Raw genomic sequence first — 21,241 nt, forward strand, 5'->3', positions numbered from 1 at the left:
GGGGCGAACCCATCGGATGGATTCGCCCCACTCGTCCATATCGCTAGCGGCGCCTACGGTACAGGACCGCGCCGCCCGCTGCGGTCAGCGCGCCGATGCCGGCCATGGCCGCGAGCGCCTCGACCGGCAGGCTGCGGTCGCCGGTGTCGGGCATGCCGCCCTTGGAGCCGTCGCCGCTGGAGCCGCTGCCGGAGCCGTTATCTGAACCGCCGCCCGAGCCGCCGCCCGGCGTGCCGGGGTTCTCGGGGGTGCCGGGCTCCTCGGCGTAGCTGTTGGTGAAGACTGGCGGCACGTTGGCGTCGCCCTCGTAGGAGACCTTCGCCGACAGATAGCCCGTCTTGGTGCCGTCTGCCGCCTCGTCGCTCACCGTGACGACGATCTTGTGCGCCGCCGTGTCGTAGGTCACGTGCGCCTGACCGTCGTCGACCTCGCTCACCGTGAAGGTGTAGGTGCCGGCCCGCTTGAACGTCAGCGCATCGAACGCGACGCTGCCGTCGGCGGCATTCTTGGCGGTCGACATGACCTTGCCGTCCCGGCCCTTGAGCTCAAAGCTAAACTGGCCAGCCTTGAGCTCGGCGCCCTCGATCACCTTGGCGGCGCCCAGCTTGAGGGTGACGGGTGCGGCCTCGTAGCCGTTGGTGAAGGTCACCGAGGTGTCGTTCGCGGCATTGCCCTCGGCATCCATGAGCTCGTGCTTGACGGCGAGCGTGCCGTTGCCGGCATCGGTGACCGTCGTGCGCACTCGGTACGTCGCCCTGTCGTATGTCACGCCGCCCGCCGTGCCGGCGACTTCGCGCAGCTCGTAGCTGTGCGCGCCGGGCGCGGTGTAGGTGACGGGGCCGAGCGCGACCGTTCCGTCGGCGGCGTTCTTGCCCGTCGCCGCGACGCTCTCGCTGCCGTCGGCGGCAATCTCGATCAGCTGGAACTCGAACTCGCCCTCGGCCAGGTCACGGCCCTTAAGCTTCTTGTTCACCTTGATCTGGTCGGTGACGGAGCTCGGCGTCGGGTTCACGCCGTAGGTGTTGGTGAACTCGAACGCACCCCTGCCCTCGGGCGTGCCCTCTGCGGGCAGGACCTCCGCGGCGAGCGTGCCCGCATTGGTGTCCTCGACCACCTTGACCGTGAAGATCCTGCTCGCCGTCGCGTCATTGACCACGCCGTCGACCGAACCGGACTCGCTCACCCGGTAGGCAAACGTCTTGGTGCGCAGGCCGTCACCGTCGATCTCGACGCCATCGAGATCGCTCGGCTGCTTAAACGTGACATGGCCCAGCTCGACGTTGCCGGCGGCGTCGTTGGTCGCCTCGGTCACCGTCTTGCCGGAGGCGTCGACCAGTGCGGGCGCGCCGTCCAGCGGCTCAATCTTAAAGGCGTACCTGCCCGCGATGTCAGCCTGCGTGAGGCCGAGTCCGGCCTGGCCGAGCGCCAGCGTCTTGGCACCCGCGATGTCGACCGTCGCCTCGCCGGCGCTATAGCCGTTCACAAACGACAGCGTGCCGTCGGAGCCCTCGGGGTAGACCACGGCCACATCCAGCCCGCCCTTACCGTTATCGGTCACCTTGACCGTAATGCCGAAGCTCGACACGGCCGCCGTCACGCCCGCGGGCAGCCGGTCCGTACCGTCCTCGGAAACGGTATAGGGAATGACCCAGGAGCCGTCGGCGGCCCTGGTGGCGATGCCGTCCGCCACCATCTGCTCGAGAGCGTCGGTGGTGTAGGAGATGGGCGAGAACGAAAGTCCCACGGCCTCGCCGTCGCCGGAGGCCCGGTTGGTCGCGGTCGCGACCACATTGCCCTGGGCATCGCGGACGGAGAACGAGAACTCGCCCGCCGCCGCGGCGCGGCCCGTCAGCGTCTTGGTGGCGTTGATGGCCACGTTGCCCTCGCCGCCGAGCTTGGTCTCGGTGACGGTGAAGCTGTAGGTCTTGTCCGCGTCGGCGTCGGTAAACTTCACGTCGCCCTCCGCGGTCCCGCCGATGAGGTCGACCAGGTCGGCCGCACCGTCATCGGCCGCGGAAACGGTATAGGCGTCCCCGTCGGTCTTGAGGCCGAGCTTGGCGGCCGTCTCGGCGTCCGCGGTCACGGTGAAGGCGAACTGCCCCGCCTCCATGGCGCGGCCGGAGAGCGTCTTGGACAGGCGCACTCCCGCGCGGGCCGAGTAGTCGAGCTCGGTCGTGTAGGTGTTGACGAAGTCGCCGCCGCTCGCCTGCGCGATCGCGGGCGTCGTGGCCGTGAGGTTGCCGGAGCCGTCGTCGGCCACGGTCACCGTCATCGTGGCGACGTGGCCGTCGTAGGCCACGCCGGCGATGGCGGAGCCGTCATCGGGCCTGACCTCGCGCACCGTGTAGGTGAAGGTCTTGGCGCGCACGCGCTTGCCGCCGACCTCGGCGAACCCGGCGTCCTTGATGTCATTGAGCGTGTAGCGGATGGGGCCGAAGTCGAAGGCGACCCTATCGCCCGCCTTGGTGCCGGCGGCCGTCACGCTGACGGTCTTGGAGCCGTCGGCAGATCCCTCGGGCATGGGAGCGCCGCCCTCGCCCGTGAGCGTGAACTGGAAGCTATCGCCCTCCGCCCAGTCGCGGCCCTCGAGCGTCTTGGTGAAGAGCCCCACGGTGGAGACGTCCCTGCCCTCGGTGGCCGTACCGTACGTGTTGGTGAACGCCGCGGTCGCGCCGTCCTCGGTCACGGCGCCCTCGACCTTGGAGCCGTCAGCCCCGTTGACCGTGGTCGCATATCCCTCGGCGGCGTCCTCGGTCACGGTGTAGCGCGCGCCCACGGGCAGGCCGGCGATGGTCTTCTCCCCGCCGTCCCTGAGCGTGAAGGTCGCCTTGCCGTCCGCGAACGTCACGGCGTGCTCGCCCTTGCCGAAGGTGCCGGAGACGGGCTCGCCGTCCCCGTCGGTCAGCGCGACCGCAAAGCCGAACTCGCGCTGGCTGTCGCCGCCGACGACCGTCTTCTTGACGGTGAGGCTGCCGGTCTTGGCGGTGTTGGTAAAGATCGCCGCCTCGACCGTGCGCTCAGCAACGTCGCCTGCGTCGTCGGTCAGCTGTGCAATCTTGGTCTTGGCAAGCAGCTCACCGGCGCCGTTGTCGGTCACCGTGACGGTGGCACGATAGGTGGCCTTCGAGAACGTGAGTGCCGCCTCGTCACCCGACTGCTCGGTAATCACATAGGTATAGGTACCGGGCTTGGTGTACTCGATGGTACCGAAGTTGCCAACCTGGGCATCCTTGTGCAACTCAATCGCCGACACGCCGTCCTTGGCGCCCTTGGGCATGGGCGCCTCACCCTGGGCAGTCAGCGTCATGGTAAAGGCATCCGATGTTATCCAGTTGCGTCCGGAGATCTTCTTTTGCACCTTAAAAGCGTTTTCCACTTTTGTGGACTCCACGCTGTAGACGTTGGTGAAGCTCGCTTGCGTCGCCTGTCTGACGGTACCCTTCTGGGGGTTCGCCTTGTCGGTAATTGCAAATCCGTCCTCACTCGTCATGAGGTTGCCCTTGGAGTCAAGCTCCTGCACCTCGTAGCGAGCGCCCACGGGCACGGTAACCGTCACGGAGCCGCCGGCCTTAAGCGTGATGGTGTCACCGCTCTTGATCTGTCCGCTTACATAAGTGCCATTGGTGCCGCCGGGGCGACCGGCGAACGCAAAGGTGCCGGCCAGAGGCGTTGTGCCATCGGCCTGGTAGAGCAGCACCTTAAAGGTAAATGCCTTGTTGGGCGCGGTGATGCCTTCGGCGGCCGTGACCGTCTTGCTCAACGTCAGGCGCCCGTCAGAAACCTGATCGGTGGTGGTGTTGGTCTTGACGGCGGGGTTGTTGCCGACCGTCACCGACGCCTGGTTGGAGATGTCGCCCGAAGCGCCACCGCTCTTAAACGCGTCCTCGGTCACGCGGACCTTAAACTGAACCGTGCCCTCCTTGCCGGCGGGAACGTCCTTCAATGTCCAAGTGAGGTTGCCGTCATTGTCCTTGGAGCCGGCGTCCTTATGGTCGCCGGCGAACTCCACGAACTCGGTTCCCGCGGGAACGGCATCGGTGATCGTCACCGTGGCAGACGCGCCCTCAGTGTTCTTGTAGCCGATGGTGTAGGTGAGCTCATCGCCCAGCGCCACACCCGACCCCGTCGAATCCTGAACATCGCTCTCGGACTTCTTGGGCACGTAGTTGGTTGTGGTGCCGGTATAGCTCTTGTTGTCAACCGTTACGGTAGCTTTGTTCTCAACGGTGCCGACCGCACCCTGGGCATCCTTCACAGCGTCCTCGGTAATCTTGACGCGCACGCGCACCGAACCGTGGCTGCCCGCAGGCTGGTCACCCAGGTTCCAGGTGAGCACCTGGCCGCTCGCGGCGCCCTTATCGGCAAACTCGCCCTCAAATGACTCGAACACAACGCCCGTGGGCAGCTCGTCGGTCACGGTCACGTCGGCGGAGACCAGGTTGCCGTCAGCATCGGCCTCGGTATTGACCCAGTTGATGGTATAGACGTAGGAGTCGCCCACAGAGAGCAGCTGCCCGTCGATGCCCACATCGGGCTTCGCGACCGTGCCGATCGTCTTGACCTTATCGCGTGTGTTGTGGAAGACGATCTTGCCCTTCTCGGCACCATCGCGATAGGTCACCTTGGGCGTCAGACTGCCATCGTTGTGGTCGGTCACCTCGAGCAGCACTCGGCACGTCGCAGACGTATCCACGGGACGCACACCCTCGGGCAGGTTGGCCATGCGCTCCTTTGCCACCAGGTTAAAGCTGTAGGTGGTGGTGTGGTCGGCATTGTGACGCTTGGTGGCAATGCCATCGTTGACGGCGTCGGCAAGGTCAATCGTCAGCTCATTGGATTCGCCAGCAGCATTGCCAAGCTTAAAGTAAACCTTACCAAAGTCGACCGTAGCGGTGCCGTTCTCACCCGTCTTGGTTTTACCCTCATCCATCTTTTCGAGCGAGCCGTTGACCTTCTCGGCATACAGGTCAAACGTATACTGGCCCGCCTCGATCTTGTCGCCGGAGTCCATTACCTTTTGGGCATGGAGGCCATCGAATGTTCCAGTCGCAGCGTAGCTGTTGGTAAAGAATACCTGAGCCTTGGCAGCACCATTCTCGGAGCTAAAGGTCTTTTCATCCTCAGAAAGCTCGACCTTCTTGGCGTCATAGTGCTTGACCGTGGTCACGGTATAGAGCGAACCATCGCGGCGATTATTAACCGCAATCTCTACCATCCAATAGGTGGAGTCGTATGTATAGCCGCCCTTGCCGCCGCCATTCTCGACAACCTTGTAGACGAACGTCTTGCCGGCATCTTCCGTCGCGAAGGTCAGGCCGCCCAAAATACCGGTGTGGGACGTGCCATCGGCCTGCGGCTCATCGTTTGTCACGGTGAGCTTGCCCTCATCCGCGCGCAGCAGCTTGTTGAGCTTTTCGATTGAAGCATCGCCCTCGCCTGTCACCGTGAAGCCAAACATGCCGGCATGCAGGTCATGCCCATTGAGCGTCTTGACGATCTCCAGACCACCCTGGAGCTCGTAGCTCGTTGAAGTTTGGTAACTATTGGTGAAGATGAAGCCTTCCGAGCCGGTCGTACCATCGGCGCGGGCCACAAGCTTGCCGCCCTCATCGGTTACAGTGATGGTCAGGTTATGGGTGTGCGCGTCATACGTCCACTCGCCGAGACCGCCATTCGGGGCCAGCTCGTTAATAGCAAACTTATACGTGCCTGGCTTGTTAAAGGTGAGCTTCGAGAAATCGAGCTTATAGTGCTCCCCGTCCTTGAGGCCCTCCTTCGTTTGTGCCTTCTCAACGTAGCCGTTGTCCGCACTCATCGAAGAGCCGGTAATGAGATTGCCGCTGATGGCAGCCTTGGTAGCATCGTCAGCCGCGGTCATGGCAAAGGTGAACTTGTCCGGAGCATCGGCACCGACAACCACCTTTGTCACGGACGGAGTGTAGGTTGCCGCCTCGGTGACCGTATAGGTGTTCTTGAATTTGACCGTCGCGACACCGGTGGACGTTGCACCCGACGGATAGATCCACTGGCCCTCGAGCTCGTCCTTGCCATCGACCTGCTTGCTTACCGCTGTCGTGACTCTAAGCGTACCGTCGCCGTTATCCGCCACGACAGCCTTAACCGTATGGACCGTCTTGTCGTACGTATAGCCCGTCGCCTTGTCGTCAATCTCACTCACCGTATAGGTGAACGTCTTGCCGGCATCATCCTGAGTGAAGGTCAACCCACCCGCAGGTATCAAACTCACGGTCTTGGGGGCGTCAGCCTCGACATTTGCGGTCTCAAAGACCTTGCCGTCCGTGGAAATGCCAACCTTGCTGGCAGATGTCTCATCAGCAGGCTTGACGATATAACGGAACGTGCTCTTGGGCGAGCCGAACACCGTCGCGTCCTTGGGATACGTCAACGTCTTCTCGATCTGCAAACCGCCAGCGGCGCCATAGTCGAGACTTGCCGTGTAACGGTTCACAAACGAGACGGCAGGCGCGGCGCCGACCTCACTTGCATCGTACTGCTGCACGTAGGTATTCGGTTTTTGCTTGAGTTCGACGATCTTTTCGTCCGTCAACGCGCTCGCATCGGTGCCATCGCCCAGCAACTCCGTCACACCCGCACCCTTGAGCACGGTCGTCACGGTATAGAGCTTAGCGGGGTCGTCCTTGCGTGCTAGAACCTTGACGAGCACGATGGCATCGCCCGTGTAGCCGGTGTCATAGGCGTAGCCGGCAGCCGCAGGCTGGTTCTCGTGGATGCGATAGGCAAACGTACGCCCCAGGTCCTGTTCCGTGAGCTCACGGGCAAAAAGCTTCTCTTGCCCGCTTGCGCCCACCACGGCACCGGGCACGCCGGCCCCCGCAGCCGTATTGGATAGGCTAGCCTCGGCGCCGTCGACCGATGTCTGAACGCCGTTGTACCAAAGGCCCGTCACGGCAAAGGTAAACTGGCCCGCGGCAGAAGCGCGACCCTCAAGGGTCTTGCTGACCGTCACGCCATCAAAGGTGCCCGACGCATGGTATGCGTTGGTAAAGGCGGCCTTGTCGGTTACGGCCTTGTCCGCATCGGAGGCGCCGGTGTTGGCGTAGGTCACGCTCGACACGCGCAGCTTGCCCGTGTGGTTGCCCGACTCGTCCAGATCGGTCACCACGACGGTCGCGCGTGCGGTGTGCTTGTCCATGGACATGCCCGCCTGGCCATCCTGCGCAGCTTTCTCGGTGATGTTGAAGCTAAAGGTGCCTGCGCGGTTGAACGTCACGGTCGGGGCGGCTTCGGTGCCAACAAAGGAGAACGAGGCCACGCGTCCCGACTCGGGCGTGCTGGCGACTGCCTGGTTGGCGTTAACGGCAACAACCCCATCCTTCACCGCCTGTGCAGTGGTTTTGCTCAAACCAGTTGCGTTGGCATCGTCCGCAGCAGCGGTGAGGTTAAAGGTATAGCGTTCGCCCTGGTTCCAGTCGCGACCGCTCACAGTCTTTTGGCCCTGCAGGGTCACGCTCGTGGGCTCCACGCTATATATATTGGTAAAGGAAGGTGTGGCATCCTTGTCCAGCTGCTTTACCGAGCCGTCCTCTGCAACCTTGTAGTACTCGATCGAAGTCTGGATGCCGGCACCCTTCTTGGCGTTGCGCACCAAGGCATAATAGACCGACCCGTCGTAGGTCATGCCCGTAATGCTACCGAGATTCTCAGCGAACTTGTACACGTAGGCGCGTCCCGCATCCGCCTTGGCGGTATAGGAGATCGCCGGCCATGCCACCGTACCGTCAGCGTTGTTGCCCACGGTTACGGTATTGTCCTCGGCACCCTCGGGCATGGGAGCCGTCACGCTCGCATCGACCGTATTGGGACTGAACACAGCGTTGACGTCCGCATAGCCGCCAACGCCCTCGAGCGTAAAGCTAAAGGCGTTCTGGGAAAGCGGGAAACTCCCGGCGTTGTCGGTCAGGATCTTTTGAGCATGGATGGTGATCTTCGCTTCGTGTGTATCGTAGTGGTTGGTGAAGGTTGCAACCTTACCGGCAACATCCGTCTTGGTGTCGGCACCCGCGTCGTCGCACTCCTGCACCATCCTCACACTCTTAATGACAAGAGCGCCAGCCTGGTTGTCCTCCACCACGACCGTCGCGGTATAGGAGGCGGCAGAGTAGCTTATGCCATCCGCCCTGGCATCGGAGCCGGGGATAACCTCCTTGATGGTATAGGTGTAGGTACCCGGCTTTTTATAGGTGATGTCGCCAAACGTCGCCGGCTGGTCGTTGGTAAGCTCAACCGTAGCCACCTTGCTCTTGGCACCGCCGGGCATGGGAACGCCGTCGTCGGCCGTAAGCTGCACGGTAAAGGAATCGCCATCGGCCCAATCGCGACCTTCGAGCACCTTCTTGGCGCTCAGACCGTTTTTGGCCTCAAGTGTTACGCGGCTGGCGCTGTAGTTGTTGGTGAACTCAAGCGTGTTATCGGCGGGAATCTGTCCGCCCGCAAGCGCGACAATCTTGCCCTCGATGGTGTTGCCAGTTCCCGACTGCTCCTCGCCACCGGCTTTGCGGTTCACGAGGCTAAAGCCAGCCGGAAGCACCGACTCGTCGGCAGAGCCGGTAACAGTGTTAACGATACTCGCCAGCACGTTGCCGCTGGACTCCTCGCCCTTGGTGGTGAGCTCGCTCACGCTATACTTGTCGCCCTGCTTAAGGTCGTATACGCGGATGGTCTCGCCGGCCTTGATGGAGTGGGTGTCGCCGCTCTTAAGCGTGAAAGATTTGCCCACAGCGTTGCCGTTCGCATCAAATACATGCGCCTCATAGCCCTTCTGGGACTCAGGCAGGGTGAACTTAAACGTAAACGTCAGATCTTTGCCGTCCGCATCCTTAGTGGGTGCAGTAAGCCCGTCATCTGCCGTCACGGTCTTAGTCACCTGCAGGCGCGCCACGCGACGGTCGGCATACTGCACGGCCGTACCCGTGGTAAACAAATGGTTGAGCTGAAGCGTGCCCAGGTCGGTACGGGTCTTGGAGGCATCGTCTATATATGCCGAGTCATCTTCCTGGTACAGGGCCATGCGGTTGATGCCCGTGTCGGTATAGATAATTGCCAGCTGACCGTTGCGCGCGCCACCGTCCTCGACATAGCGCAAGACCGACCTGGTTCCCTGCGTCGTCTTGTCGTAGCGCATGTGCATCAAGTTGTCTGCAAGAGAGGGCGTCACGCCCTCGGCGGTGCTCACTTGACCCCACGTCAGACCACCGCTGGCGTCGACGGTCGCACTCTGCAACTTGCCCTTGATATGCGTAAGGGTGTTATCGATAGCATCGGGGGAGCCGAACTGCGCCAAGGAGGCAATCAGCGAACCCGGGCCACTCATACTACGCACACCGTCGTCCACATCGCCGGCATCCACATACACGCCCGAATCATCCACAATCACCTTGGTAATCGTGCTGTTAATCTCATAGCCATCCGGGCTTTTAGACTCACGCAGGTAGTACGCACCCTTGACAAGGGGTGCATTATTTGCCGAATCGAGTGGGAAGCATGCAGCGCCCTCAATGTCATACGGATAGGTCATGCCGTTTGCCTGCACGGTGTCATACGGCGTGGCACCGGACTTGATGGCATACGTGCTGGGACTATCGCCGGTAACGTCCTTGGCCTGGTACAGCTCAAACGTCGCGCCGTTCACGGGCTTGCCCAGGTCGTCAACCTTCTGCACAAACAGACGGTTCTGAACGTTGGTGAGGTGGATCACCGTAGAAAACTGCCTGTTTATCGTTTGATATTGGACCATAGAGGTGTTGTCGATGGTTGCCTCCGCCAGAGACGATGCCGTGGTGTGGTAGACCGCTACGGTATAGTCGGCTTGACTCTTGTCTTGCAGCATGGCGGCGTATGTCTCGATATCGCCAGGCAGAGAGCTGACCGACACCTCGTAGTCACCCTTGGTGTTGACGGCAAAGACATTGGTGTCCGCTGATTTGGCAGCTTCGACAGCGCCGGCGATGCCGTGCGTGGAGCACAGGGTATATCCGCTAAGCGGGTTGCCCGTAACTGCCGTCCACGCGCTTTCGTCCGTGTCACCCATGCTTTTATCGGTGCGCTTGAGCACGACGGCAAAGGTCGTGCCCGAGCGGATGGCTTTACCCTTGTTATCCCGTGTATCTTCAGGGAGGGAGATGGTCTCCTTGGCGGCCAGATAGCCACCGTTCAGCCACATGCGGCTGCCCGTCCATTGGTTGTCATCGGCTGTTGTGACCGTTGTTTGCGGCGCAACCACCACGCCACCCGTACCGCTTGCAGCAGCCGGCTTGTACTGCAGATGCAGCTCGCCTCGCTTTGCGGTGGTCGACGAGGTCAGGCTCGAGCGGTATCCCGGGGGCAGGCCAACCTCTTTGAGCACAAAGTAATCATGTCCCTCGGAATGCTGGTTGTCGAACGAAAGGACCGAACCATCTGAGTTCAGAAGCACCAGCTGGCCATTGGCGTCCGTCGTGCCCCGGGCGATGGCCTCACCCTGCGCGTTCCAGTTGGGATCTGACCGATACAGGGCAAACGTGGCACCCTGAACTGCCTCACCGTTCTGGTCGACCTTTTCGAGCTCAGAGGACGGCAGGGTGGTGAGGTTGAACTTGAGCGACATGTTCGATGCGCCCGCGCCGCGCTCCAGATAAAAGAAGCTCAGCGTGTGCTTAGTGCTGTCGCGGAAGGTGTTGTCGCGGAAGTTGGTGGTATCTGCGCCGGCGGCTTTGAACATTGCTTTGATGGTAGTATCCGGAAAATACTTTGGTGAACCATTCGCGCCATCAATATGTCCAACGCGCACCACACCAGTAGCGAAGTTAATATCAAGCGTCGCCTTCTCGTGGATACCACCCAGATCGCCCACGAGCACGCCGTCGATATAGACCCAGACGTCATCGTCACCCGAGAACTTAAAGACCATGTCATTGTTATCGGTGGTCTTGCCGCCCGCAGGCTGGACGAACTCCGTGGTCATGGACATGCCAAAGTGGTGGTTGAGCTTATCGTTCGTTCCGTCCGTTATTCCTATAGGAGAGAGCTGACCGTCATTCTCTTTAAAAACCTTGGCAGCCGAGTCAAAGGGGAAGAACTGACCCCGATTCGCATCTGACACGCTGTCCTTATATACGCCAGCCTTATCGTAGACGTCAAAAGAGTTGGTCGTGTGGTTATATACGGCATAGTTGCCGTTAGAACCATACGAGTCGTAAACGTAATAGCCGCCCTTAAGCTGGAAGAGACCCTTCACGTTGTTGTAGACGGCCTTACCATTCTGCTTGCCATTTGCCTGGCTGTCGCTATTAAAGAGATAGGCCAGCGACTCGTCGGTGTACGCACCACTCGTGTTATAGGAGGTGTAGGTGCCGGCAATGATCGACGGATAGCCATTTACCAGCGTGTTCTTCACAAACGAAAGACGTCCAAAGCCGCCAATATCACTTTTTCCCGTCCACTTGTTAATGCCCGTGCCGGCACCACCATTGAACTTGAGCTGACGACCCTTATTGATGCCAGTGTTGTTATTGCCGTTGTCGTTATTGATGTTTGCCGAGCTATCGTTGTCGCCATCGACGACCCAATAGTCGAACAAATTGACCGTAGTGCCGGTGGGATTCACCGTCTGCACGGTATGGTTGCCAAAAGGAACCGCCTGATCGGCCGACGCACTCGTCGCACCAAACATGAGCGCACACGCCGCCAGCGGGACGGCCAAAACCCTCAGGGCACGCTTGGCGGTATTGGTTTTCTTGCCAAAAGGCTTTAGCATTTCTCGAGCTCTCGCACACGCGCGATTCATGAAGGCCTCCCCAATCCATGAGGACGGCAAGAAGCGGCTCATTATATATGTGTCGTCGTCCCCATCGATGCAAATATACGCCCCCCCCCCGCGCAGAAACGCAAGGCAGGACATCGCTATATGCTTAAAATTGTAGCAATTTGGGTGACCCGAAATTTCGCCTCGGGTTGCCACTCAGGCTCAAAATCGAACCACTCGCGCCATCGACATACCCCAGTAGGACAAATCGACCGGCAATCTTTATCCCCCACAACCCACAAAGTAGCTAATTTGGGACGAGGCTTTTTGACTACTTGGGCAATCAGATCGGCATGTAGTCAAAATAAGCCCGTCCTAAAAAGACTGGTCTGACGCTGTGTCACGAAAGGGGCCTATCTACTACGTTTAAGCCGCAGGAGTCAACCATAGCCGGCTTTTTCGAAAATCGGCAAGCTTTCTACCTGCGGTTTTGTTTTTGCAAATTCCAGGATGGTCGAGGGTGGCCGGTTTAATGTAGTAGATGGCCGCATTTCGTGGCAAACGGTCCGACTAGAGACCCATGGCGACCAGCCTCGGTTGGCCATTCTCGATGTTGCGGTGGAATACGGACTGAATTGGCCCCTTAAAGGCAAAAACACTCCGTATTCCACCGCAACTTATCGAGGGGATGGGTTTTAGAGGCGAGCGAGGTCATAGGCTTGGGCAGCTGCCTCGCCGGCGCAGATGAGGTTCGTCTTGGCCTCGTGCGGATCGAGCGCCTGGTCGAGGGGCATGGGCCTGCGGCAGATCGGAAGCACCAAGTCGATGCCCTGCCCATACACCGTGTCCAGCTTGACGGCGCGACCGCCCACGACGGCAACCACCGGCTTGCCATATCGCTTCGCACGACGGGCCACGCCCACCGGCGCCTTACCGGCGGCGGACTGCTCATCCATATTGCCCTCGCCCGTTATGACCAGGTCGACATCGCACACGCGCTCATCAAACCCCACGAGATCGAGCACCGTCTCCACACCCGAACGCAACTCGGCACCGAGCGCCAGCAACGCCGCGCCCAAGCCACCGGCAGCGCCCGCGCCGGGCACGCCGAGCACCGAGCCAAATGTCCGTGCGCCCTCAGGTGTGCGCAACAACCCCTGGGCTCGAGCTCCGGCAATCGCAGCGTCGAGCAAGCGACCGTAGCCGACCATCCAGCTGTCGCACCTGCTCAGCGCCTCGGCATCATCAGCCGGCAGACCCTTCTGTCCGCCGAACACCGCAAGCGCGCCGCGACGCCCCACGAGTGGGTTCTCGACATCCGAAAGCACCACGACACGCGCGCCATTCAGTGCCCGTAGCGCCGGTGCCAAATCGATACTCGCCACGTGTTCAAGGCCCGCGAGCCCCGGCGCGATATCGCAGCCACGGTCATCGACAAGACGCGCGCCCAGCGCCTGCAGCATGCCGGCGCCACCGTCGTTAGTGGCACTGCCGCCCAGACCAATATAGAGTGTCTTTGCGCCCGTGCGAACCGCGCGAAGCATGAGCTCGCCCACGCCATAGGTTGTAGCAACCAGCGCCGACGACTCCGTGCAAGGCGAGTACCCAATGCCGGCCGCCTCGGCCATCTCGATGACCGCGGACTCGCGCTCGACATCAACCAGCATCCGGGCAGACGCGCGCTTGCCCAAGGGACCTGCCACCTCGCAGGCCACAATCTCACCGCCGCACGCGGCAACGGCATCGAGCGTTCCCTCGCCACCATCTGCCAGCGGCAAAGCGCACACCTCGGCATCGGGCCACACGCGGCGCACGCCTTCGGCAACCGTCGCCTCCGCCCGCGCGCTCGAAACGCTGCCCTTAAAGGAGTCGATCGCCAGCAGCACGCGGCGGGGCCGGCGGCACGCGGGGCCAAAGTCAACCGCCGTGCCAGCATCCTCTTCGGCACACGCGAGCGCCTCAGCATGAGCGGCATGCGCCTCAAGATCGGCCCCGCAACCGCAGCCAGCACCATCGGCGTCACGCAGCCCACTAAAATAGTCGCTCAACACCTCACGACACTCCTCCGCCAGCACGCCGGCGGTCACGTTAAACCGATGATTCAGGCGCGAATCGGCATTCAGGTCATACAGCGAACCCAGAGCGCCCGCCTTGGCATCAGCCGCGCCATACACGCAGCGTCCTACGCGCGCGTTAACCATAAGCCCCGCACACATGCAGCAGGGCTCGAGCGTCACGTAGACCGTACAGTCGGAAAGGCGCCAGCGACCGAGCGACCGAGCGGCAGCGCACAGGGCCGCGAACTCTGCATGCGCCGAAGGGTCCTGATCGAGCTCGCGACGATTATGCGCCTGCGCGACAATCTCACCCGCGCGCACCACCACAGCGCCAATGGGCACCTCGCCCACCGCCGCGGCGGCGCGCGCCTCCACCAACGCCTCGCGCATGAACTTCTCGTCGATTTCGGTGCTCGTCATCGTTCGCCTTCCCTGTTGCAAATTCAAAACGATGCTATCATTACGACTCACGGAGAGATGGCAGAGCGGTTGAATGCGGCGGTCTTGAAAACCGTTGAGCGCGAGAGCGTTCCGGGGGTTCGAATCCCCCTCTCTCCGCCACTTTAGTGATTCACCGGTGTCATGGTCCGCTCAAACAGTGCATCGACCACGTCGGCTATCTCAGGTCGACGCTCAAGATCGTGGCCCGATTCCCACCATATCGTGAAAAGTCGAATAATACCGCCGGCGATAAACTCAGACGTCGTCTCGAGCGACACGGGGGCCAGGGCATTCTCGGCAAGCACGTTCATCACACGCTCGCGGATGGAGCGGGCAATGCGGTCGCAAATAACGTTGGTCAACATGCCCGACATGCTGCTTGCCAAAATGTTATCCATGAGCTGCTCGTGCGCCAAAATCAAATCCATGGCATCGTCCAAAATCGCGTGTCGAAGCGCGCGCACGTCCTCGGCAGACACTGCGCCGGCCTCATCGGGCTGTTTTTGCGGCAAGCCCGACATAAGCTCATCGATATAAAAGGCAAAGTAATCGTTCTTGTCGCGAAAGTGCTTGTAGAACGTCGTGCGGCGAATCATGGCGCGGTCACACAGCATGGCAACCGTCAGGTCCTCAAAACGATGCTCCTCGAGAAGTTCGGTGAAGGCATCGAACAGGGCGCGGTAGGTTTTCTTAATGCGAAGGTCCACTGGTATCGCCATCCTCAGGGCAAAGACAACGTTCGTCAATCTGTCGCATATCTTACACCTGTACCTCGTGCGCTTTGTCCCGGTACCAACCCCACCGAAAACATAACGCTTACCGGAAAGTTCGGCACGGCAAAACGTTGCGGGTATACTAGTAGCGTTATACCAACGGCAGCTGGCGCATGCCGCCGCGGCCATTCGAAACGGAGACATCATGATTACCGTCATCATCGGCATCGTTGTTGTCATTGTGATTGTCTGCGCCATCGCCGGCATCTACAACAACATGGTCACCAAGCGTAACCGCATCGATAACGCCTGGCAGAACATCGATACGCAGCTGCAGCGTCGCAACGACCTGATCCCCAACCTGGTCGAGACCGTCAAGGGCTACGCCAAGCACGAGCAGGAGACGCTCTCCGCCGTGATCAGCGCGCGCAACACCGCCGTCAAGGCCACCACGCCCGAGGCCAAGATGGAAGCCGACAACGTGCTGACCGGTGCGCTGCGCCAGCTCTTCGCCGTAGCCGAGGCCTATCCCGATCTTAAGGCAAACACCAACTTTACGCAGCTGCAGGCATCGCTCGAGGATACCGAGAACAAGATTAGCTATGCACGCCAGAGCTACAACGATTGCGTGCTCAGCTACAACAACGCCATTCAGACGTTCCCGGCTGTCATCTTTGCCGGCATCTTCCAGTTTAAGGAGCGCCAGGGCTTCGAGGCCGCCGAAGCAGCCCGCCAGGCCCCTACCGTCAAGTTCTAGTAGTTTGACAGCGCATCCTTAATCGGCCAAATGTATAAACCGCCCCGTCGAATGCATACTTCGACGGGGCGGTTTCCTTTTTCGCGAAGGTCCCCCTCTAAGCGCCGTGCATTTTTAGGAGTATTCAACATAACCAAGGGCTTCGGGCACTACGATAAATGCCAAAGACTGCGAATATCCCTGCAAATCAAACGCTGTCAGCCCATAACCCCGCCCATCATCCGTAGAAAACATCGAGAAATCCCGATTTTTTGCCCGAGGTCGGTATGCAGGGGCCTTCGATTGCAGAATACTCGCAAAAATGCACGTCGCCACCACCCCCACATGGCGCGAACCAAAACAAAAGCGCGGCCTTCCTTTCCGGCGCACTCCGCAGGACGAAAGAACCTCCGCCGCACGAAGTGCGCAGCGGAGGTTCTTTCATGTCCGAGGACGCGCCGGAAAGGAAGGCCGCCCTCGGGCCGGACAGCTAAGACAGCTTACGCGACGGTGTAAACCCAGTTGTGCTTGTCCTCGACAGCACCGGACTGGATACCAGTCAGGGTCTCGCGAAGCTTCTTCATCACGGGACCGATCTCGGTGTAGCCAGCCGGGAAGGTCACGGTCTCATCGGCACCATAGACCTTGTTGTCGATCTCGCCAACCGGGGAGATGACGGCAGCGGTGCCGCACAGGCCGCACTCCACAAAGGTACCGGCCTTGACCTCGGCCCACTCGACGGGGCGCTGGTCAACGGTCATGCCCAGGTCCTGAGCAACCTGAACGAGCGAACGACGGGTGATAGAAGGCAGGATGGAGTCGGTGTGCGACTGAGGAACGACGAGGGTGCCATCCTCCTTCACGAACAGGACGTTGGCGCCACCGGTCTCCTCGACATAGGTGCGGGACTCGGAGTCGAGATACAGGTTCTCGGCATAGCCCTCGCGATGGGCCTCCATCGTGGGCTTAAGGGACATGGCGTAGTTCAGGCCGGCCTTGATGTTGCCGGTGCCGTGCGGTGCGGCACGGTCATACTCGGAAACGCGCAGCTTGACGGGCTTGAGGCCACCCTTAAAGTACGGACCGACCGGGGTCACGAGAATGCGGAACGTGTACTCAGGAGCGGGAGCCACGCCAATCACGTCACCGGAGCCGATCATAAACGGACGCACGTACAGGGTCGCGCCGGAACCGAAGGGCGGAACCCAGGCGGCGTTGGCAGAAACGACCTGCTTGACGGCCTCAACGAACTTGTCCTTGGGGAACGGGGGCATCTCGAGGCGCTGGGCAGAGTTATACATGCGCTCGGCGTTCATATCGGGACGGAAGCAGACGATGCTGCCGTCCTCGGCGGTGTAGGCCTTCAGGCCCTCAAAGACCTCCTGACAGTAATGGAAGATGCCGCCGCACTCGGAGACATGCAGGGTGTGGTCGGTGGTCAGGCCGCCCTCGTCCCACTCGCCATCCTTCCAATGAGCCTCGTAGCTGTAATCGGTCTTCATGTAGCCAAAGCCGAGGCTACCCCAATCGATATCCTTCTTCTCGACAGTCATATGTCGCTCCTTACATACACAGTTGCATACTCGCGAACCCGCACGCAAGGACCGAAGCCGGCCGCGTCGCAACGTCGCATACCCGGAGCGTAGAGCCGGGCAGGACACGCGGGCAGCATCAAAGCCGATGACACGTCGATTCGCATGCACGAGATTGTACTCCCCGCACGCGTCGGATAAAACGTTTTTCTTTAACTAACTAAAGTATTTTCATTCAACCGAAACTAAAGAGCCCCGTCACCGTAAACGGTGACGGGGCTCAACGGCACAGTTTGTGCGCTGCCTCGAGCTATGCGTTCTATTTGCCCAGCTTGGCCTTAACCAGACCGACCACGGTCGGGATGATCGACACGGCAACGATGCCGACGATCAGCAGCTCAAAGTGCTCCTGCACAAAGGGGATACCGCCAAAGAAGTAGCCCAGCAGTGTAAAGAGCGTCGACCAGGTAATGCCGCCCAGCACGTTAAAGATAACGAAGTTACGCCAGTGCATGCCGCCCATGCCGGCGATAAAGGGCACAAAGGTGCGAATAAACGGGAAGAAGCGGCCCAGGAAGATGGCCAGGTGGCCCCACTTGTCCAAGAAGTCCTCGGACTTTTTGATGCGCTCGGGCGTCATGGCCTTGACCTTGCCCGAAGCGATGATCTTTTTGCCAAAGAAGTGACCGATCATAAAGTTGCACTGATCACCCAAAATGGCAGCCGCCCATGCGGTGGCCAGAAGCGCCACGATGTTAAAGCCGCCGTTGTGGGCAAAGAAACCCGAGGCGAACAGCAGCGAATCGCCGGGAAGGAACGGGAAGAACACCACGCCCGTCTCGATAAAGATGATCAGGAACACGCAGCCGTAGGCCATAAGCGGGCCGGCGGCGATCCAGCTGGCAATCGCGGTGCGCGGGTCTTTGAGCAGCTCGGCGATAAAATTGATGAAACCCATGAAGTAAAACCTCTCAGTTGTGGGCGCGGATACGTCCAAGTTGACCAGTATACGGTTGCGGCGCCCCCTCGTGCGCAACCCCACAAAAGCATGACTCCATTACCAGCAAGTTTGCATAACTGACACCTGTTGCGCAATGCCATCAAGATTGTCCTTCCTAATCCCTAGCGAATCGCTATACTTTATTGAACCGCATTGCCATGGCGCTAAGGGAGGGCGGCCGGTGAGCTTTATCAATACCATTCGCGAGGACATCAAGACCGTCCAGGCGCAGGACCCCGCCGCGCAAAACGGTCTAGTCATCTTCCTTTCCTATCCTGGCCTGCACGCCAAGTGGAACCACGTGCCCGAGCACTGGCTGTGGGAGCACGGTCATCGCTCGCTCGCCCGTGTGCTCTCGCAAGTCACTCGCCACATCACCGGCGTCGAGATTCACCCTGCCGCGCAGATTGGCAAGCACTTCTTTATCGACCACGCCATGGGCGTCGTCATCGGCGAAACCACCATCGTGGGCGACAACTGCGTGCTCTACCAGGGCGTCACGCTCGGCGGTACCGGCAACGAGACCGGCAAGCGCCACCCCACCCTGGGCAATAACGTCACCGTAGGCACGGGCGCCAAGGTGCTCGGCAACATTCGCATCGGCAACAACGTCAAGATCGGCGGCAACTCGGTTGTCGTCAAGGACGTGCCCGACAACTGCACCGTCGTGGGCGTGCCAGGCCGCATCATCAAGCGCAACGGCTGCCGCGTATTCGAGGAGAGCTTCGACGCCAAGCAGCATCGCGAGTACATGCCCGACGACGCCGCCGAGCAGTCCGCGCTCAACCGTCAAGGCATCACCGAGAACGCCCGCCGCGTCAAAGAGCTCGAGAAAGAGGTGGCCGAGCTCAAGGCCCTCGTCGCCAAGCTCGTGGACGAGCGCTAGGAACGCAAGCAGCACAAGATGACATCGGCACCGACACAAAAGGCGCACCAGGGAATCCATCCCCGGCGCGCCTTATTTCCGATGCGACAAAGGGGCCGTCCCTATGTCGCATTATGCGAACTGGCTTAGGTAGAGGTCGGCGTAGGCGCCCTCGGCAGCCAGCAGCTCCTTGTGCGTACCCTGCTCGATGATATTGCCGTGATCCATGACCAGGATGAGGTCGGCATCGACGATCGTCGACAGGCGGTGCGCGATCACAAAGCTGGTGCGCCCGCTCATGAGCGCGTCCATGGCGCGGCCGATGGCAAGCTCAGTGCGCGTGTCCACGCTTGAGGTCGCCTCGTCCAGGATCAGAATCGCCGGGTTGTTGAGCAGCACGCGCGCAATGGTCAGCAGCTGGCGCTGGCCCTGGCTAATGCTCTCGGCATCGTTGGCCACCCGCGTGTCATAACCCTGCGGCATGGTGCGCACAAAGAAGTCGACCTGCGCGGCGCGTGCGGCCGCCACAATCTCCTCGCGCGTTGCCTCGGGACAGCCATAGGCGATGTTCTGTGCAATCGTGCCATCGAACAGCCAGGCGTCCTGCAGCACCATGCCAAACTGTTGGCGCAGCTCGCCACGATCCATGCGGCTCGTATCCACGCCGTCGAGCGTAATGCGCCCGCCGTCAATCTCGTAAAAGCGCATGAGCAAGTTGATGAGCGTGGTCTTGCCCGCGCCCGTGGTTCCCACCACGGCGATCTTCTGACCCGGCTCGGCGGTAAACGACACGTCGCGCATAAGCGGCTTGTCGGGCGAATAGCCAAAGTGCACGTGCTCAAAAGCGACGCGGCCCTCAACGCGACCCGGCAGCTTGGCAGCCTCGTCCGGCAGCGGATCGGCCTCCATCTCGGGCTCGTCGAGCAGGTCGAACACGCGCTCCGCACTCGCTAGCGCGCTCTGCAGCGAGTTAAAGGTAAACGACAGCTGCGTCATGGGTTCGGACGCCTCGTAGATAAACTGGAAGAACGCCTGGAACACGCCGACGGTCATGTGACCGGCGACCAGCATGCTGCAGCCAACCAGCGCAATCACGATCTGCGCCAAACGGCCGATAAAGCGCACCGCAGGGCCGACGGCATTGATCATAAAGTCGGCCTTGGTACTCACGCGCGCTAGCTCCCTCGAGGCCTCATGCACTTCGGCAGAGCTCTGACGCTCGCGATTGAACGCGCGAATCACCAGACGGCCCGAGTAGCCTTCCTCGACCGCGCTCGTAATCTTGGACACCCACTCCTGGCGCTCGCCGGTCACGTCATGTGTGCGGCGCGAGACCACTTTGGTCACCAGCAGCGACAACGCCGTAAAGAACAAAAAGACCAGCGTGAGCGGCACGCTAAACACGAACATCACGCCCACGGCGCCCACCACAGTGCCGATCGACACCAGCAGCTGCAGCAGTCCGCGCTGCATGCTTTCGGACATCTTGTCCAGGTCGTTGGTCGCGCGGCTGACGACCTCGCCGGGGCGATGCGCGTCAAAGTAGGCAAGCGGCAGACGGTTGAGCTTTTGAGCGATACGGTTACGCAGACGCAGGTTGAGGCGTTCGGCCACGCTCGACATCAAAAAGCTCTGGAGCGCGTAGAACGAGGCGGCGGCCGTCCAGATCATAAAGTAGATAAAGATGGTCCTGCCGCAGTTCTCCCAGGTGATACTGAAGGTGGTGTCGTTGGCAAACGCCAGCTTCACGTGTCCCCACAGCTCATCGATGACGCGGGCGCTGTACGCCGGCGCCGCGGTGTTAAAGATGACGTAGAACACGATGCTCGCGAACACGAGGTAAAAGCGCCAGTGATCGCCGGCGGCCTCGCTCCACAGACGGCGCACCGTCGCCCAGGTGTCGCGGGGCTTCTCGTCCTCGTCCTCGTCGTCCACATCGCGCATGCGCTCTGCCTCGGCACGGGCGCGCTCGTCCTCGGCGCGTTCGTTTTCCTCGTAGAGCGCTTGGCGGCGAGCCTCGCGCTCGGCTGCAGCCTTGGCGGCATCGTCCAGACCGGGCGCGACCGCCGTCTCCTCAGCCGTCCCCGCTGCCACGGCGTCATCAACGACGCCCTGCTTCTTGAGCCCCTCGGTCAT

The 21,241-nt window shown here is 60.9% G+C and carries 8 protein-coding genes and 1 tRNA gene; 3 read left to right on the plus strand and 6 right to left on the minus strand.

The annotated features are described in order from the left end of the window. Nucleotides 1-43: 43 nt before the first annotated feature. Together DW913_RS03710 and tadA are read right to left on the minus strand one after the other, a co-directional pair. Nucleotides 44-11,773 carry a Spy0128 family protein gene (locus DW913_RS03710; RefSeq protein ID WP_158566186.1) on the minus strand — a complete coding sequence of 3,910 codons (11,730 nt, stop codon included), beginning with the start codon at nt 11,771-11,773 and terminating at the stop codon, nt 44-46. A 683-nt stretch (nt 11,774-12,456) separates the two neighbouring features. Next, on the minus strand, nt 12,457-14,238 hold the full coding sequence (gene tadA, locus DW913_RS03715) for a tRNA adenosine(34) deaminase TadA (RefSeq protein WP_117797628.1): 1,782 nt from the start codon (nt 14,236-14,238) through the stop codon (nt 12,457-12,459). A gap of 51 nt (nt 14,239-14,289) precedes the next feature. On the opposite strand from tadA, the gene DW913_RS03720 reads away from it, so the two are divergent. Next, nucleotides 14,290-14,379, plus strand: a tRNA-Ser gene (locus DW913_RS03720). 2 nt (nt 14,380-14,381) lie between these two features. Here DW913_RS03720 and DW913_RS03725 read toward each other — a convergent pair. Further along, nucleotides 14,382-14,966: a TetR/AcrR family transcriptional regulator gene (locus tag DW913_RS03725; protein WP_158566187.1), complete on the minus strand. Its 585-nt coding sequence runs from the start codon at nt 14,964-14,966 to the stop codon at nt 14,382-14,384. Nucleotides 14,967-15,177: 211 nt separating this feature from the next. Here DW913_RS03725 and DW913_RS03730 point away from each other — a divergent pair, with 211 nt between their 5' ends. Continuing rightward, on the plus strand, nt 15,178-15,729 hold the full coding sequence (locus tag DW913_RS03730; protein ID WP_082421874.1) for a LemA family protein: 552 nt from the start codon (nt 15,178-15,180) through the stop codon (nt 15,727-15,729). Between the two features lie 479 nt (nt 15,730-16,208). Here DW913_RS03730 and DW913_RS03735 read toward each other — a convergent pair whose 3' ends face one another. Together DW913_RS03735 and DW913_RS03740 are read right to left on the minus strand one after the other, a co-directional pair. Further along, nucleotides 16,209-17,261, minus strand: a complete 1,053-nt coding sequence (locus tag DW913_RS03735) for a branched-chain amino acid aminotransferase (protein ID WP_035138743.1) — start codon at nt 17,259-17,261, stop codon at nt 16,209-16,211. 298 nt (nt 17,262-17,559) lie between these two features. After that, nucleotides 17,560-18,198: a VTT domain-containing protein gene (locus DW913_RS03740; RefSeq protein WP_117797629.1), complete on the minus strand. Its 639-nt coding sequence runs from the start codon at nt 18,196-18,198 to the stop codon at nt 17,560-17,562. 223 nt (nt 18,199-18,421) lie between these two features. On the opposite strand from DW913_RS03740, the gene cysE reads away from it, so the two are divergent. Beyond that, nucleotides 18,422-19,126, plus strand: coding sequence for a serine O-acetyltransferase (cysE, locus tag DW913_RS03745; RefSeq protein ID WP_117797630.1), 705 nt, complete (start codon nt 18,422-18,424; stop codon nt 19,124-19,126). 111 nt (nt 19,127-19,237) lie between these two features. On the opposite strand, the gene DW913_RS03750 is transcribed toward cysE, so the two are convergent. After that, nucleotides 19,238-21,241, minus strand: a complete 2,004-nt coding sequence (locus DW913_RS03750; RefSeq protein ID WP_117797631.1) for an ABC transporter ATP-binding protein — start codon at nt 21,239-21,241, stop codon at nt 19,238-19,240.

Origin of the sequence: Collinsella sp. AM42-18AC (assembly GCF_003467965.1) — a bacterium.
Taxonomy (GTDB): Bacteria; Actinomycetota; Coriobacteriia; order Coriobacteriales; family Coriobacteriaceae; genus Collinsella.

Excerpts from the sequence above, each read along its gene's own strand:
- DW913_RS03710 (WP_158566186.1), bottom strand. The coding sequence starts at position 11,773 with ATGCTAAAGCCTTTTGGCAAGAAAACCAATACCGCCAAGCGTGCCCTG.
- tadA (WP_117797628.1), bottom strand. The coding sequence starts at position 14,238 with ATGACGAGCACCGAAATCGACGAGAAGTTCATGCGCGAGGCGTTGGTG.
- DW913_RS03730 (WP_082421874.1), top strand. The coding sequence starts at position 15,178 with ATGATTACCGTCATCATCGGCATCGTTGTTGTCATTGTGATTGTCTGC.
- DW913_RS03735 (WP_035138743.1), bottom strand. The coding sequence starts at position 17,261 with ATGACTGTCGAGAAGAAGGATATCGATTGGGGTAGCCTCGGCTTTGGC.
- DW913_RS03740 (WP_117797629.1), bottom strand. The coding sequence starts at position 18,198 with ATGGGTTTCATCAATTTTATCGCCGAGCTGCTCAAAGACCCGCGCACC.
- DW913_RS03750 (WP_117797631.1), bottom strand. The coding sequence starts at position 21,241 with ATGACCGAGGGGCTCAAGAAGCAGGGCGTCGTTGATGACGCCGTGGCA.